Source organism: Pedobacter sp. MR2016-19, assembly GCF_014947265.1.
Taxonomy (GTDB): domain Bacteria; phylum Bacteroidota; class Bacteroidia; order Sphingobacteriales; family Sphingobacteriaceae; genus Pedobacter.
This window is the reverse complement of the sequence record NZ_JADCNK010000006.1, coordinates 204,000-217,862: the sequence shown is the minus strand read 5'-3', so window position 1 is coordinate 217,862 and position 13,863 is coordinate 204,000. Positions and strand designations below refer to the sequence as shown.

Sequence of the window (13,863 nt, the reverse complement as noted above, 5' to 3'; positions counted from 1 at the left end):
TTAAATCTCAATATCATGAGTACAGGAAATATGAACTTAACGCTAAAAGTTTGGCGTCAAAAAAATAACAATACCAAAGGTGCTTTGGTAGATTATAAATTGGCCGATATTTCACCGGATATGTCTTTCTTAGAGATGTTCGATGTATTGAACGAACAATTAATTAACAAAGGTGAAGAACCAGTTGTATTTGACCACGATTGCCGCGAAGGAATCTGCGGAATGTGCTCGATGTTTATCAACGGGCGTCCACACGGGCCAAAAGATCTGGTTACTACCTGTCAGTTGCACATGCGTTCTTTCAAAGATGGCGATACCATCGTTGTTGAGCCATGGAGAGCAGCTGCTTTTCCGGTAATAAAAGACTTAACCGTAGATCGTTCTGCATTTGATAGAGTTATTGCTGCTGGTGGTTTTATTTCTGTAAATACAGGTAATGCGCAAGATGCCAATAACTTACCAATTCCTAAAATGCAGGCAGATGCAGCTTTCGAAGCGGCAGCTTGTATTGGTTGTGGTGCTTGTGTGGCAACTTGTAAAAATGCTTCAGCAATGTTATTCGTTTCCGCGAAGATCTCTCAGTTGGCGTTATTGCCGCAAGGCCAGCCAGAGCGTTACCGTAGGGTACAAAGCATGGTTGCACAGATGGATGCTGAAGGTTTTGGTAACTGTACGAATACTGGTGCTTGCGAGGCCGAATGTCCTAAAGGAATCTCTTTAGAAAACATTGCTCGTATGAACCGTGATTTTGCATCTGCAAAATTTATTTCAGAAGAAACCATTTAAAAATATACTGTGCACCTGGCTTAAGTGCCGGGTTCTTAAGCCTCCACATTGTGGGGGCTTTTTAGTTTACCAATTCATCGCCGCTAGGGGTACTATCATATTCCTTACTTTATCAGATGGAAATATGCGAATTAATATTTAATGGTTTATTCGTAACCTGGTGATTAAAACTGATACATATTTGACATCTGCCAGCTGTTATGAAAACATATGAAACTTTAGGTTTGAAAATCGAAAGCTTATATAATCAGATTGGCTCGAAATAAAAGTTTGCGAAAGTGGCAATAATCTTATGTTTGCATATTAAATTTTTGCGTATTTGGAAATTTTATTCTGTAATATTTGTATATACATTAAAATTTTTCTAAATTTAGTCTTCCGAGACAGGAGAGAAAACATAAAACCCCGGTAATTTTGCTGGGGTTTTGTGCGTTTAAGCCAATTTCGGATTTACTTCATACTAAAGTTAATATTGATATTGTATTTCACACGAACAGGTTTTCCATTTAACAACCCAGGATTCCATCTTGGCGATTTGTTCAATACTCTTAAGGCTTCGTCATCCGTTTCTTTTGTCAGGCCCCTGGTAATTTGAATATCTGTTAGCACCCCATTTTTCTCTACTACAAAAGAGGCAAATACTTTTCCCTGTGTGCTGTTTTTCTTTGCTATTTCAGGGTACTTAATCTCACGACCTAAGAATTCATAAAATTTCTTAATTCCTCCAGGATAATCTGGTACCTTTTCCAGGGAGGTAAAATCATAAATTTTGTCTGAATTGTCTTGTGCTTTTGCTTGATTTAAGCACATAGCGATGCCAGTTAGGGCTAAAAAGATTAGCTTTCTCATTGTTTTTTTTGTTAAAATGTTGATTATTTAGTTTTTCCTTGGATTTGCTTTTGGTTTTTTGCTGGTAATAATCACCACTCCATTTTTGCCCTTATCACCATGTAAAGTCATAGCAGACGAATCCTTTAGCACTTCTATTGACTCAATAGAATCCTGATCCAAATTGTTTATTCCTGAAACTTCTTTCCCATCTACAACGTAAAGTGGTTTGGCTTTATCATCGAAATCTCTGTTTAGCAAGTATCGCCTTATTACTGGAGTTTCACTATTGGGTAAAGGACGGATGTTTAATCCTGATACTTTTCCTTTCAAATTAGGTTCATCAATTTTTATAGGGGCGGCCTTAAGACCATAATTATTACGCAGAGAACCATTTTTGGTTTTAACCTCTATTACACCAGCAAAACCATCTGCGCCATACCGCGCTGTTGCTAAACTGTCTTTTAAGATATTTACAGCTTCGATGTTATTGGGGTCTACATCGCTAAGTGATGATGTGCCTCTTATATATTGTTTGTTCCCATCAATTACAATTAAAGGTTCAGTACCTAATGTTGAGATTCCCCTGAGTGTAACTTTAGGTGTTCTGGTACTATCTGCCTTTTGGGCAAAACCGGCTAAACTAAAGCCCATCAGCATGGTAAATATAATTACGTTTTTCATATTGAATTTTAGTTAAAATTTTCTTTTGAGTTCGAAAAAATCAGTGTTCTTATCTATCGAAAGCTCTTTTGAGTTAAGTGGCCTGAAAACATTGCTTTTTGCGCCTTTGCTGGTAACTAAAATTACACCACCCCTGGCTTTTGGCCCGTATAGATTCATTGCAGTTTGGTCTTTTAAGACTTCTATTGATTCGATACTGTTTGGGTTTATGGTATTCAACTGACTGTTATCTGATAATTTAACGCCATCTACAATGATTAGCGCATTAAGAGTTTTGCCATCTTTTAATCTGATCTTGTCGGCGGGAATGCTACTTGTTTTAGTGTCTTTTATAAGTACAGGGTCGTTGAGTTTGAAATTAACGTTAATATTATATTTAACTCTTACTGCTAAGCCGTTCCGGATGCCTGGGTTCCACTTTGGCGATTCTTTTATAACCCTCATTGCTTCTTCGTCTGTACCACTTCCTAAACCCCGTGTAATTTGGACATCTGTTAATGAACCATCCCTTTCAACTATAAAACTGAGGAAAACTCTACCTTGCACATTATTATCCAGCGCCATCTTCGGATATTTAATGCTGCCACCCAGGTATTTATAAAATTGGGTTATGCCACCCGGAAATTCCGGCTGTTTCTCAATTGAAACGAAATCATATACTTTATCTGTATTTTCAGGTTTAATGACATTGGTTTCGGTGTCAGTAGTTTTAGGCAGAAAAGACATGATATTAATCCTGTTCAGATTTACATATTCGCCAGATTTAGGTAACAATTTATTCCTGAACGCTTTTGAAGATTCTGGAATTCTAAAGCTAATCGTTAAAGCATATTTACCATCAGCTACAGTTTTAAATCCTTTATAAGATAAAACTGCTTTCATCACTTCTTCATCACAGCCAGCGCCTAGTTCTACATTTGATGTAACATTGGTAACTCTACCACCTTTTAAATTAAACCTTATCTGGGCATTTCCCTGAATCTGATCGCTATTGGCTGCAGTTGGGTATTTGATGTGTTTGCCTAGAAACTGATAAAATCCTGCCCAGTTTGGATCTGTTTTGCCATCAACCGAAATTTTAGGTGCTATAGTTATCTTCTCTGGAGCTGTAACCATGTTTTCAACCAGTTCAATGGGCTTATCCATAGGGATTTGATCGGTAATGGACAACAATTTCTCGTTTTTACGAACAGTAGCCGATGAAAATACAATGAGAAGGGCAAATAGCGGAATAAAGATTCCATACTTCACAATCGCTATCTTTTTAGATCGCTCCTTATGAAGCATGAAAATTCTTTTTTTGATCAATGATTTTTCTAAGAAGCCATTTGTTAAGGTATTTGGTGAAATACCAAATGACTTGCTCAATAACAGCATCGCATATTCAGCTTTATCACCCTGAAATTCGGCGGCAAGTTCATCCGCTAAAAATTCGTGGATATTTTTAATGGCTTTCTTATAAAGATAAATCACCGGGTTTAACCAGGTAATAATCCCTATAATCTCGAAAAATAAAACATCCAGGGTATGCCATTGTTTGATGTGTGCTTCTTCATGAATATCAATCACATCCATTTGTGGTAATTCCTGATCAATTACTTTTTTGCCAAAAAAAGAGAAAGCTGAGCCAGCCTTATTTATAGTAATGAGTTTTTTAACTGCTAATAAATTAAATACCAATCTACCTAAGAAGAACAAACTACCTGCGCAATAAATATAAACGAATGCATTTCCCCAGTTAAAACCGGTATTACGTTCTGTTACAATTGTTGCTTGTGCTAATACAGCCTCCCAATTAACTGAAGTGTAAACCTGTTGCGCTGCCTTCTGTTCGGTAAGCCATTCTAAACGGATAAATGGTATGCAGAGGGATAATGCGCCCGCAGATACTAAATAAATGCGGTTTAAAGTAAAATAGGTCTCCTTATCTAACAGTAATTTGTAAAAGCCGAAAAAAACAATTAAGTATAAGTTCACCTGTAATAGGTAGTGGGCAAAACTCATTTTGGCTTATGTTTAATTTTATTAATCATTTTTAAAATTTCATCAACATCGCTTAAATCCAGTTTTTCTTCTTTAACGAAGAAAGAAAACATACTTTCTACCGAATTTTCGAAGTAATTGCCTAACAACTTTTCTGTTGCATGGCGCTTGTACTCTTCTTTACTGATTAAAGGGTAATACTGATGAGCCTTACCAAAAGCTTCGTGACCAATAAAACCTTTGGTTTCTAAAATTCTAATAATGGTTGATACGGTATTGTAAGCCGGTTTAGGAAGGGGTAGTTCATCAATAACTTCTTTAACGAATGCCTTTTCCAATTGCCATAAAACCTGCATAATCTGCTCTTCGGCTTTGGTTAAATCTTTAATTTCCATAATAGTTAATAATAATAATAATAAGGATGATGGCAAATGAATTGCCTTAACTAAAGTTAAAACTAATTAGTTAGTTATCCAAATTTTATTTAATAATTATTTTGAAAAGTAAATTCGGTGCAAATTTCTTTTACTTAGGGATTATTCTTTACAAATAAATTGTATAATTTTAATTGTATTTATCTGTAATACAGTTCTTTGATTGTATGTTGGGCTAGATGTTAATCAGGTTGTTTTTAATGCCATATACCACTAATCCGGTGCGCGACTTCATGTTTAGTTTAGCAAAAAGAGATTCCCTATAGTTGTCAACGGTGCGCGGACTGACATTCATGAGGTCAGCAATTTCTTTATAGGTAAGCTCAGTGCTGCAATGTTGCAGAAACGTAAGTTCTCTTTCAGAAAATGTTGGTTTAATTCCATTGTCTTTTAAAGCCACCAAAAGCCTGCCTGATACGAGCTCATTTACATAGAACCCTTTATCTATGATTACTTTAATTGCCCTTAATAAATCAGACGGGGTAGATTCTTTCAGCATATAACCTCCGGCGCCAGCTTTGAGCATCCCAATTATTGCTTTTTCATCTTCGAGCATGCTTAGTGCAAGTACATGAACATTTGGATGGTTGGCTTTAACCCATTTGGTGGCGGCAAAACCATCCATTACAGGCATGTTAATATCCATTAAAATAAGCTGAACTTCAGCATGCTGATTAATTTTAGTTTGAAGATCGATTCCGTTCATGGCTTCGAACATAACTTCTATTTCATCAAATTCTGCTAATAAACTAGCTAATCCGGAGCGGAAGAGGGTGTGGTCATCAACAATTGCAATAGAAATACTTTGGTTCTGCATAATTAAGGGTAGGGGATTTCAATTGAAATAGATGTGCCTTCGCCAGGCACCGAATTTAGTGCTAATTTTCCATTGATCATCTCAATTCTTTTATAAATTGAATTTAGCCCCATTCCCGATTTTTTAGCTTTAATCATATCTGGGTCAAAGCCTATACCATTCTCGCTCACCTTTAAATGTAAAGTGCTATTCTCGAGATAAGAATCGATCTGTATATGTTTTGCCTGAGCATGTTTTATAATATTATTGATAATTTCCTGCAATAAACGAATAATGATCAGATCCTTATCAGGAGATGTGATCTGAAGATCTACCAATTGGTTATTAACTTTTAGTTCATACGTTCCTGCTTTATTAAGCCAGTTAATTTCCTGATCTATCGCATGGCCAATGCCATTTTCTACCAGTTGCTCTCCATGTAACAGCTTGGCCAACTCTCTTAATTCTTTGATAGATTTACTAACTAGTGTTAGTGAATTATCGATTTTATTTTTGGCCTTTTCCCCATCATTTAAATTTATAGAGTTTAAGGTGAGTGTGGTAAGACTGAGCAACTGGCCAACATTATCATGTAATTCTGTTGCTATACTTTGCATTGTTTGATCTTGTACTTCAATGCGGGTTTGAAGCATTTCGGACTCAAATTTTTGCTGCATATGCTGTTTTTCCAGAAAATGGTTCTTTTTATGCCGGTTGTAAGACCTGATGTAAATGAGAAGAAATATCGGCATCAATAGAAAAACAAATGATGCCAATAGTATTAATGACATGTTTTCCGTTGACGAGCTCTGCATATAAAAGAATAGGCCCAAAAGCCATATAAAAAAAGGTTTAATGTGGTATAGATGATCAGGCGGGTATTATATTTTCCTAAAAATTTATCCTGGATAATATCGTCAAAAAAATTGGCAAGCGTACTCCCGAAATAAAATATCAATGTTCCGCCAACCCACCAAAATGCAGGATGAAATTTTAAATCAATAAAATCTTCATCTTTAAGTAGCAGGAGAAAATATAATAATCCATAAATAACAAAGATTACTGACATCACGCTTACTGTTAAAACATTATATACATTTATTCCATTTACAGAGGTATAACCAATGTAGATGAGCATTATTGCCGAGTATGTTGCAATTAGCCAATACTTTATATTGGTGTACTGTTTTATAAAATTATATAAGCCGTATGTAATATAAGAAATTTCAAATACGGTATAAATATTATAAATGAATAAATTGGTGTGATATCTTATCGCAAAATACCTTCCAACTATTTCCGTTAGCATTACTAGCACGATGTACCACATGGTTACGCGCCAAAATATTGACTTATCTTTTGCTAAAAAATAGATGGCAAAAAAAAAGCACAGTAGCTCAATGTATGAGCTACTGGTTGGTACAATAAGTTTTAAAGCTGTTGGTATATCAAAATGTAAAACGGTTTTTTCCGTCATTTTAAATTATAGCATTAATCTACTTTCATCATCACATACCTGTGGACATAGTTGAGCCCTGTTATCTGGATCGGTTGGCTGTGATATTGGATCACCGTATTCGGTGGCTTTGTTTATAAAATAATCAGTGCGGGGCTTGCCATCAATTATTTTAGTTACCACAAGCAGTAAAGTATTCATTCCTGCATAGGTTGAAGGGATTTTGTCTCCATAGCCGAGTTTGTTGATCTGGTTAATGATGTCGTCGGTGTATTGGCCAAAGTAAATTCTAATGCCGTCGCCACCAAATTCAGTCATCTTTTTTGTTAAAGATGTAATTTGTTCGGCGGGAAACCAAGCTGCTTCGGTAAAAGTACCTTTTTCTGCGTTTTGGTTTTTGCGAAAAACGGCTGTCATTTGGCTGGCAATGCTTATTGGTATTGTGTTTGTTGTGTTGTTACTGGGATCTTTTTCTAACATTATTTGATGAATTAATAAACTAAATTATAATTTTTTAATTTATTGACAGTAAATATTCAGTAGCTTGATTTAAATATTTTTATTAGCAAGATATTAACTTGCAAAAAAATAATTTGTTAAAAAAACCCAGATAGACTAGCACTCTCGTCGGGTGGATACACACAGCCCCTGTTCTCTAAATATACATTTTTTGTAGATTTAAAAACAAATACTGTGTTTTTTGTTAATTTATTGATTTTTGGTGTGGGCTCAAAATAATCGCTTTTAGCTATTCCATCTATATTTTTAGTTACGGCAAGTATTAAAGTGTTCATATCTTTGTAATTCTCTGGAATTTTCTTGCCGTAAGGCAGTGCATTAATTTGATCGATTATTTCTTCATTATATCTTCCAAAATGAATTCTTAAGCCATCACCTCCATGTTCGATAATATTCTGAGCCATTTTAAGTATTTGGTTAGCAGGAAACCAAACATGCTCTGTATAGCTACCTTTTGGCCCAATTTGATTGCTTTTATAAGCTGCTTTCATCTGTTCAGCAATCTCTAATGTAACAGGATTAGACCCTTCTTCCTTTAGGTCTTCAATAAATTCAACTGAATTGCCAAAAGATCCCTCTTTATCAGTTAGATCGCTCCTCAACTGTTGGTCTGTTGGACTTAGTAATTCATCATAGAGGATAATTTTTTCAAGTTCTTTTATCATAGTTTAAGAATTTAAGTTTCTATAAATTTATGTAAAACAGATGATTTAATCAAGAATTTAATAAAACACAAAATATACCGTAAAAATACCCTTTTATTTAAGGTTTTTTGCGATATCGGTGAACTATGGCGTAGCACTACTTTTGGTATACAGTAGCAGATCAAAAATTTGCACTGCGAAAAACAAACTCAATCTATCCTTAATAAACTCAATTTTTGGACTTATTTAAAAATAAGTCTATTTGATGACGAAGCCGATTAATCTTATAATTAAAATTTAAATTCTTTCAAAAATGATAAACAATATCCTACTACAGGAAAATCATGGTTCGATCAGCGAAAGGGAGGTTGAGATTGTACACCTGTTATCACTGGGTTACAACAGTAAAGAAATTGGCTCAATGCTTTTTATTAGTGAGCATACGGTTAATACACACAGAAGAAACATGGTAAGAAAGCTCGACCTTAAAAATTCTTATCAGTTAATTGTCTGGGCATTCAAAGAAAGAATATTATCTCTATAAGAGTTAAAGATACGTATAACCTCTCATTCTAAACAGCAAAGCCTGCTATTTGATACTAAAGTCAAATTAGCAGGCTTTTGTTTGTAGGTATGTTTATTCGGTTATACTTTGAATTCTGTTGATGATTTAAGCGGGATTACTTTATACTCTTTTTGGTTACGATAAAATAGCCAATGATGAAAAGAACCGAAGCATAAATCAAACTTGTCCATATTTCTTGCGTAAAAACAGGGAAAGCTAATGGATCAGCACCTTTTTTCACTTTCGTTATTCTTAAAGCCAGTGTTGGTAGCGAATAGGGGATAAGGTAGGCATATTTCCAGCCTACATTTGCCGTAATAATGCCCATAATGGTGCCAACAAAACCAATGCCCATTGGTTTAAGGAAATCGCTCCATAACAAACTTAATATAAACTGTAGCGATAAAATGCCTAAAGAAGCTAAAAATAATTTAGCGTAGGAGTTAATCAGAATATTTGATGGGTTGTATTGATTAAAATTAAACTTAGGGATTAATACCTGTAATATGTGGCCAAATGTGTAAGTAAGTGTAGCAAATAAGAATAAGCAGATGAATATTAACAATATTGCATAAAGGTATTTTGCCGCATAAATCGAAAATTTATTTAAGGGTTGGGCAAATAACATTTTCCAGGTATCGTTTTTATGCTCGATATTATTGACTGAAAAGGCCATGAATATGACATAAAAGGGCATGATCAAAAATCCCATTACGCCGAGTGCTGCACCGCTATAATTAGCCCATAAGAGCATTGGAGGGTAATGGTTGGCGATGATTTTTTCAGCGTCGTAATAAAAGCCAAAGCTGATTAAACTGCAAATAATAATAGGTAATAATATGGCTGCCCAGAAAGCTAAAGTTTTTCGGGATTTGTAAAATTCTGATACTAAAGAAATATAAAGAGCGTGCATGTTAGTTTGTTTTAGTAATATCCAGGAATAAATTTTCCAGATCTTTTCGTTGCTGATAAAGACTGCTCACCGTAAAACCATTTTGGATCAACAATGTGTTTAGTTCTCCACTTTTTTGTGATGAAGCATATGGCAGGGTGATCATCTTATCTGTTTTTGCGACAATTTCATAACCAGAATTTGTTAAAAAAGTACCTGCACTTTCGGTATTATCGACCTCGATTTGGAGCATCGGTTTGCTGAGTAGATGAAGTTCGTTAATCGTGCCCTGAAATAATAATTGACCTTTGTTTATAATGCCAACATGGGTTGCTGTTCTTTCTATTTCGGCCAATAAATGGCTTGAAACCAATATTGTTTTTTGGTGTTTTGTGGCTAAATCGATCATCAGGTTCCGAACTTCGATAATGCCATTTGGATCTAAACCATTGGTAGGTTCATCCAATAGCAGTAATTCAGGATCTGAAATTAGTGCCTGCGCAATGCCTAGCCGCTGTTTCATACCCAACGAATATTTGCTGGCTTTTTTATTTGCGGCTTCTGCCAAGCCCACTAGCGATAGCATTTCATCAGCTTTTGCTTTTTTAATGCCTAACAGGATACAACGGTTAACCAGGTTTTCTTTTCCTGTTAAATGACCATAAATGGCTGGTTGTTCAACCAAAGCACCTATGCGTTTAAGAATCGCGATGCGATTACTGTTTATTTCCTTACCAAATATAAATACCTGGTCGGCTGGCGACTTCAGCAGGTTCAACAGGATTTTTATGGTTGTTGTTTTCCCTGCCCCATTAGGGCCTAAAAAACCATAAATGCTCCCTTTTGGTACTTGTAACGATAAATCTTTTACTATAGCCTGGTTGCCAAAGTTAAAGTTCAGACCTACGGTTTCGATAGCGTAATTACCCATTATTCCTATTTGAAAATAGCAGTTGCCTGTTTCACAATAGAACCAGATGTTTTTGTAGTTTTTACAGCTATTTCGGCATCATTCTGATTGGTGTTAACGGTAAGCGTTAAAATAATCATCATAAATACAGGTAATAATAAAAGTAAAAATGGCGAGGTGTTTGCTAATTTTTTCATGATCGATAGTTTTATTTGAGAGGTTGCGAAAAGACCATCAGTAATTACTGTTTGATTTTTGAAGTTGATTGCTGATGATGTTTTCATTTTGTTTTCGTTTTGATGATTCAAAGAAACTGAAGAAAAACAACCTGCTAAAATCTATTATACCAAGTGTTCAAGATTATAGATCAACAGACGTTTTTGGCGTTTGTCGATAAAATTTGCCTATTGGGCCGTTCGTAGAAAAAAAATGCCTGTTGGTAGATTGTATGAGTAAATCGATAAAACTTTATTTATTTTGTGGCTTGAATGATATGCTTTTTGTTAGTGCATATTGGCATTCATTAGAATTTAATAGATATCGAATGAAACAAAGTAGGGGACCTTTAATACTACATGCTATTTTTTGGGGATTTATATGCCTTCTTATTATAGTTATATCTATGATGGGGAGCGAAAAGCGTACCATGAAAGATTACTTTCTGTCGTATTTTGTTTTTGGCATCGTTAATGTTTCTGTATTTTATATCAATTATATTTTTCTGATCCCATCACTGATCAAAAAGAGAAAAAAGTACTGGTTATATGTCCTGTCATTTATTCTTTTAATTGTTGTTGCAACACTTGTTAAAACTGTTATCGCTGTTTTAAACCCCGAGGAGATGCTTCGTTATACCTTCGATGGCAAAAGCCATAATATGTCTGTTAATAATTTTGCTATCAATACGGTTTTTATAATTGGTTTTTTCCTGGTCTCGAGCTGTATAATTAAATTCACTATTGATTGGTTTGCAAGTGAAAGAATTCAGCGCAATTTAGAAAGTGAGCGCCGCGAGATGGAGCTTCAGTTTTTAAAGTCGCAGTTAAACCCACATTTTCTTTTTAATTCGCTTAATAACATCTATTCGCTGGCCTATCAAAAATCGGATAAAACAGCCGATGCGATTATGAAGCTTTCTGAGATTATGCGTTACATGATCTATGAAAGCAATACACCAACTGTAGCATTAAGCAAGGAGGTAGATTATTTAACAAGTTATATTGAACTGCAAAAAATAAGGTTTAAAGATGGTGCCTATATAGAACTTACTTTAAACGGCGAAATTGACAATCAAAAAATCGTTCCTTTAATGCTGATTTCGTTTGTGGAAAATGCATTTAAACATGGTGTGGTAACCGATCCGGCTGAACCGGTAAAAATCAATATTATTGCCAATCAGAAAATTTTGCATTTTAGTGTATTGAACAAAAAGAACCAACAGAATAAAGATGCACAGGGTGGAGTTGGTTTAACCAATGTAGAACGACGATTACAATTGGTTTATCCTGATAGATATAAATTAAATGTTGTAAATTCGGCTACCCATTATACCTGCGAACTGATGATTGACATATAATCCGGGAACTAACCTTACCTGGATTAAAAATCATTAATTAAAATAATAACCTAAAATGAACTTAAACTGCATTGTTGTTGATGATGAGCCTCTGGCGCTTGACATTCTACAGGATTATATTTCGAAAGTACCTTTTTTAACCATGGTTAAAAGATGCGAAAACCCTATTGAAGCTTTACAGATTGTTCAGGGCGGAGGGATTGATCTTGTGTTTTTAGATATTCAGATGCCTGAATTAACCGGAATCCAGTTTTTAAAAATTGCCGGTAATAAATGTCACTATATATTAACTACCGCTTACCCACAGTATGCTTTAGAAAGTTACGACCTTAATGTTTCAGATTACCTGTTAAAGCCAATTGCATTCGACCGTTTTTATAAAGCGGTAGAAAAAGTTCACAATCAGGTAAAACCGGTTGAAACTCCTGCCAGTGTGGCCCAGCCGATTGTTACTCCAGCACCATTTTCTGGCTCACCAAACCCTGTTCAGGATTATATTTTTGTGAAAACGGAACATAAGATTCAAAAAATCTATCTGCACGATATTTTATTCATAGAAGGTTTAAAAGATTACATTTCAATTTTTACAAAGGATGAACGTGTAATTACGTTACAAAGCATGAAAAAGATGGAGGAAGCTTTGCCTCAAAGTCAGTTTATCCGGGTGCACAAATCTTATATTGTAGCGGTAGATAAGATTGAAAGTATTGAGCGTAGCCGCATTACCATCAACCAAAAAATTATTCCGGTTGGAGATACTTACCGCGATGAATTTTTCAGGGTGATTGGAAATAAGAATATTTAGGAAATATGTAAGATGTGAAATGGAAGAGGGAAGGCCATGGCCACGAATCGTCATTTCGACCGTAGTGGAGAAATCTTTAAAGTTGATTTCAATACTTGGTACAAAAGATCTATCCATTTCGCTGCGCTACATCCGATAGATATAGGATCGATAGGACGACCATTCTATGGAAATCTATCTATGGTGTCGAAATTGAAGGATCCTTAATGAGATTAATAAAATTATAAAGTAGCTGGTTGCGCCATTGGTTGACCTAGAACTTTCCTGATTTCGTTTTCTACTTCCAAAGTAATATCGTTTGCTGTTTTTGCGCCCGGTTCTATTGGTTTTAAAACGGTCCATTTTAAGACATTACCTGTGGTTAGGGGAAACATACCAAAGCGGACAATTTTCCATGAATTTTCTATCGCCACCGGAACGATCAAAGCATTAGGAACTACTTTTAATATGGTAGCAATACCTCCAAATTGAAAGGTTTTCAACTGACCGTCTTTTGCCCGTGTTCCCTCTGGGAAGATAACAGTACTCCAGTTATTTTCTTTCATTCTTCGGCCAAGTTTTATGATTTCAGAGATGGATTGCTTATTGTCTTTCCGGTTGATGTTTGCCCCACCGCCTAAGCGCAGGTTAATGGATATGGATGGAATACCTTTAGTAAGCTCAATTTTAGAGATGAATTTTGCACTGTGTTTCCTTAAGAACCAAATTAACGAAGGGATGTCGTACATGCTCTGGTGGTTTGCAGCAAAAATAATCGGTCTATCTGTTGGCAGATCGTATTCATTTTTAAAACTGACTGAATTGAAAAGGAAAATCTGGCAGTAGGTTAGAAAAAAATTAAGGATATCTACCGAAACCTTGTGCGCTTTATATCCAAAAAGCTTAAAACAAAGCCATTGTATAGGATGGAAGATGCAAAGTGTTAATCCAAAGAAAATATAAAATATAGGGCTTAAAATATATCCGAAAAGCTTGCTCATTTGGT

The 13,863-nt window shown here is 35.2% G+C and carries 17 protein-coding genes; 4 read left to right on the top strand and 13 right to left on the bottom strand.

Annotation, left to right across the window (positions count from 1 at the left end; all coding sequences use genetic code 11):
* Positions 1 to 15: 15 nt before the first annotated feature.
* Entirely contained in the window at positions 16 to 786 is a 771-nt protein-coding gene (locus IM793_RS11200) for a succinate dehydrogenase/fumarate reductase iron-sulfur subunit (protein WP_121284372.1), read from the top strand.
* A gap of 450 nt (positions 787 to 1,236) precedes the next feature.
* On the opposite strand, the gene IM793_RS11195 is transcribed toward IM793_RS11200, so the two are convergent.
* The 9 genes from IM793_RS11195 to IM793_RS11155 form a co-directional block, all read right to left on the bottom strand.
* Positions 1,237 to 1,635, bottom strand: coding sequence for an energy transducer TonB (locus IM793_RS11195; RefSeq protein WP_193421322.1), 399 nt, complete (start codon positions 1,633 to 1,635; stop codon positions 1,237 to 1,239).
* 27 nt (positions 1,636 to 1,662) lie between these two features.
* Positions 1,663 to 2,298 (bottom strand): TonB-dependent receptor plug domain-containing protein, encoded by a 636-nt coding sequence (locus tag IM793_RS11190; RefSeq protein WP_227256216.1) that lies wholly within the window; start codon positions 2,296 to 2,298, stop codon positions 1,663 to 1,665.
* 12 nt (positions 2,299 to 2,310) lie between these two features.
* On the bottom strand, positions 2,311 to 4,302 hold the full coding sequence (locus IM793_RS11185) for a M56 family metallopeptidase (protein WP_193421320.1): 1,992 nt from the start codon (positions 4,300 to 4,302) through the stop codon (positions 2,311 to 2,313).
* Positions 4,299 to 4,676, bottom strand: coding sequence for a BlaI/MecI/CopY family transcriptional regulator (locus IM793_RS11180; protein WP_121284368.1), 378 nt, complete (start codon positions 4,674 to 4,676; stop codon positions 4,299 to 4,301). Before IM793_RS11180 ends, IM793_RS11185 begins: the two co-directional genes overlap by 4 nt.
* 214 nt (positions 4,677 to 4,890) lie before the next feature.
* Positions 4,891 to 5,532 (bottom strand): response regulator transcription factor, encoded by a 642-nt coding sequence (locus IM793_RS11175; protein ID WP_193421318.1) that lies wholly within the window; start codon positions 5,530 to 5,532, stop codon positions 4,891 to 4,893.
* A gap of 2 nt (positions 5,533 to 5,534) precedes the next feature.
* Positions 5,535 to 6,302, bottom strand: coding sequence for a sensor histidine kinase (locus tag IM793_RS11170; protein ID WP_193421316.1), 768 nt, complete (start codon positions 6,300 to 6,302; stop codon positions 5,535 to 5,537).
* Positions 6,293 to 6,649, bottom strand: a complete 357-nt coding sequence (locus IM793_RS11165; protein ID WP_193421313.1) for a hypothetical protein — start codon at positions 6,647 to 6,649, stop codon at positions 6,293 to 6,295. Before IM793_RS11165 ends, IM793_RS11170 begins: the two co-directional genes overlap by 10 nt.
* A 345-nt stretch (positions 6,650 to 6,994) precedes the next feature.
* Positions 6,995 to 7,447: a hypothetical protein gene (locus IM793_RS11160; protein ID WP_193421311.1), complete on the bottom strand. Its 453-nt coding sequence runs from the start codon at positions 7,445 to 7,447 to the stop codon at positions 6,995 to 6,997.
* Positions 7,448 to 7,563: 116 nt separating this feature from the next.
* Positions 7,564 to 8,151, bottom strand: coding sequence for a hypothetical protein (locus IM793_RS11155; RefSeq protein ID WP_193421309.1), 588 nt, complete (start codon positions 8,149 to 8,151; stop codon positions 7,564 to 7,566).
* 292 nt (positions 8,152 to 8,443) lie between these two features.
* On the opposite strand from IM793_RS11155, the gene IM793_RS11150 reads away from it, so the two are divergent.
* On the top strand, positions 8,444 to 8,674 hold the full coding sequence (locus IM793_RS11150; RefSeq protein WP_193421307.1) for a response regulator transcription factor: 231 nt from the start codon (positions 8,444 to 8,446) through the stop codon (positions 8,672 to 8,674).
* A 136-nt stretch (positions 8,675 to 8,810) separates the two neighbouring features.
* Here IM793_RS11150 and IM793_RS11145 read toward each other — a convergent pair whose 3' ends face one another.
* Genes IM793_RS11145 through IM793_RS11135 form a run of 3 tightly spaced genes read right to left on the bottom strand, consistent with a single transcriptional unit; the run spans position 8,811 to position 10,781 of the window.
* Positions 8,811 to 9,608, bottom strand: a complete 798-nt coding sequence (locus tag IM793_RS11145; RefSeq protein WP_193421304.1) for an ABC transporter permease — start codon at positions 9,606 to 9,608, stop codon at positions 8,811 to 8,813.
* Between the two features lies 1 nt (position 9,609).
* Positions 9,610 to 10,518 carry an ABC transporter ATP-binding protein gene (locus tag IM793_RS11140; protein ID WP_193421303.1) on the bottom strand — a complete coding sequence of 303 codons (909 nt, stop codon included), beginning with the start codon at positions 10,516 to 10,518 and terminating at the stop codon, positions 9,610 to 9,612.
* Positions 10,519 to 10,523: 5 nt separating this feature from the next.
* Complete coding sequence (locus IM793_RS11135; RefSeq protein WP_193421302.1) at positions 10,524 to 10,781, bottom strand: hypothetical protein; 258 nt, start codon at positions 10,779 to 10,781, stop codon at positions 10,524 to 10,526.
* A 338-nt stretch (positions 10,782 to 11,119) separates the two neighbouring features.
* On the opposite strand from IM793_RS11135, the gene IM793_RS11130 reads away from it, so the two are divergent.
* Entirely contained in the window at positions 11,120 to 12,073 is a 954-nt protein-coding gene (locus tag IM793_RS11130; protein ID WP_227256215.1) for a sensor histidine kinase, read from the top strand.
* A 55-nt stretch (positions 12,074 to 12,128) separates the two neighbouring features.
* On the top strand, positions 12,129 to 12,878 hold the full coding sequence (locus tag IM793_RS11125) for a LytTR family DNA-binding domain-containing protein (RefSeq protein ID WP_055908986.1): 750 nt from the start codon (positions 12,129 to 12,131) through the stop codon (positions 12,876 to 12,878).
* Positions 12,879 to 13,099: 221 nt separating this feature from the next.
* On the opposite strand, the gene IM793_RS11120 is transcribed toward IM793_RS11125, so the two are convergent.
* Positions 13,100 to 13,858, bottom strand: coding sequence for a 1-acyl-sn-glycerol-3-phosphate acyltransferase (locus IM793_RS11120; RefSeq protein ID WP_193421300.1), 759 nt, complete (start codon positions 13,856 to 13,858; stop codon positions 13,100 to 13,102).
* Positions 13,859 to 13,863: the final 5 nt, after the last annotated feature.

Excerpts from the sequence above, each read along its gene's own strand:
- IM793_RS11200 (WP_121284372.1), top strand. The coding sequence starts at position 16 with ATGAGTACAGGAAATATGAACTTAACGCTAAAAGTTTGGCGTCAAAAA.
- IM793_RS11195 (WP_193421322.1), bottom strand. The coding sequence starts at position 1,635 with ATGAGAAAGCTAATCTTTTTAGCCCTAACTGGCATCGCTATGTGCTTA.
- IM793_RS11190 (WP_227256216.1), bottom strand. The coding sequence starts at position 2,298 with ATGAAAAACGTAATTATATTTACCATGCTGATGGGCTTTAGTTTAGCC.
- IM793_RS11185 (WP_193421320.1), bottom strand. The coding sequence starts at position 4,302 with ATGAGTTTTGCCCACTACCTATTACAGGTGAACTTATACTTAATTGTT.
- IM793_RS11180 (WP_121284368.1), bottom strand. The coding sequence starts at position 4,676 with ATGGAAATTAAAGATTTAACCAAAGCCGAAGAGCAGATTATGCAGGTT.
- IM793_RS11175 (WP_193421318.1), bottom strand. The coding sequence starts at position 5,532 with ATGCAGAACCAAAGTATTTCTATTGCAATTGTTGATGACCACACCCTC.
- IM793_RS11170 (WP_193421316.1), bottom strand. The coding sequence starts at position 6,302 with ATGTCATTAATACTATTGGCATCATTTGTTTTTCTATTGATGCCGATA.
- IM793_RS11165 (WP_193421313.1), bottom strand. The coding sequence starts at position 6,649 with ATGCTCATCTACATTGGTTATACCTCTGTAAATGGAATAAATGTATAT.
- IM793_RS11160 (WP_193421311.1), bottom strand. The coding sequence starts at position 7,447 with ATGTTAGAAAAAGATCCCAGTAACAACACAACAAACACAATACCAATA.
- IM793_RS11155 (WP_193421309.1), bottom strand. The coding sequence starts at position 8,151 with ATGATAAAAGAACTTGAAAAAATTATCCTCTATGATGAATTACTAAGT.
- IM793_RS11150 (WP_193421307.1), top strand. The coding sequence starts at position 8,444 with ATGATAAACAATATCCTACTACAGGAAAATCATGGTTCGATCAGCGAA.
- IM793_RS11145 (WP_193421304.1), bottom strand. The coding sequence starts at position 9,608 with ATGCACGCTCTTTATATTTCTTTAGTATCAGAATTTTACAAATCCCGA.
- IM793_RS11140 (WP_193421303.1), bottom strand. The coding sequence starts at position 10,518 with ATGGGTAATTACGCTATCGAAACCGTAGGTCTGAACTTTAACTTTGGC.
- IM793_RS11135 (WP_193421302.1), bottom strand. The coding sequence starts at position 10,781 with ATGAAAACATCATCAGCAATCAACTTCAAAAATCAAACAGTAATTACT.
- IM793_RS11130 (WP_227256215.1), top strand. The coding sequence starts at position 11,120 with ATGATGGGGAGCGAAAAGCGTACCATGAAAGATTACTTTCTGTCGTAT.
- IM793_RS11125 (WP_055908986.1), top strand. The coding sequence starts at position 12,129 with ATGAACTTAAACTGCATTGTTGTTGATGATGAGCCTCTGGCGCTTGAC.
- IM793_RS11120 (WP_193421300.1), bottom strand. The coding sequence starts at position 13,858 with ATGAGCAAGCTTTTCGGATATATTTTAAGCCCTATATTTTATATTTTC.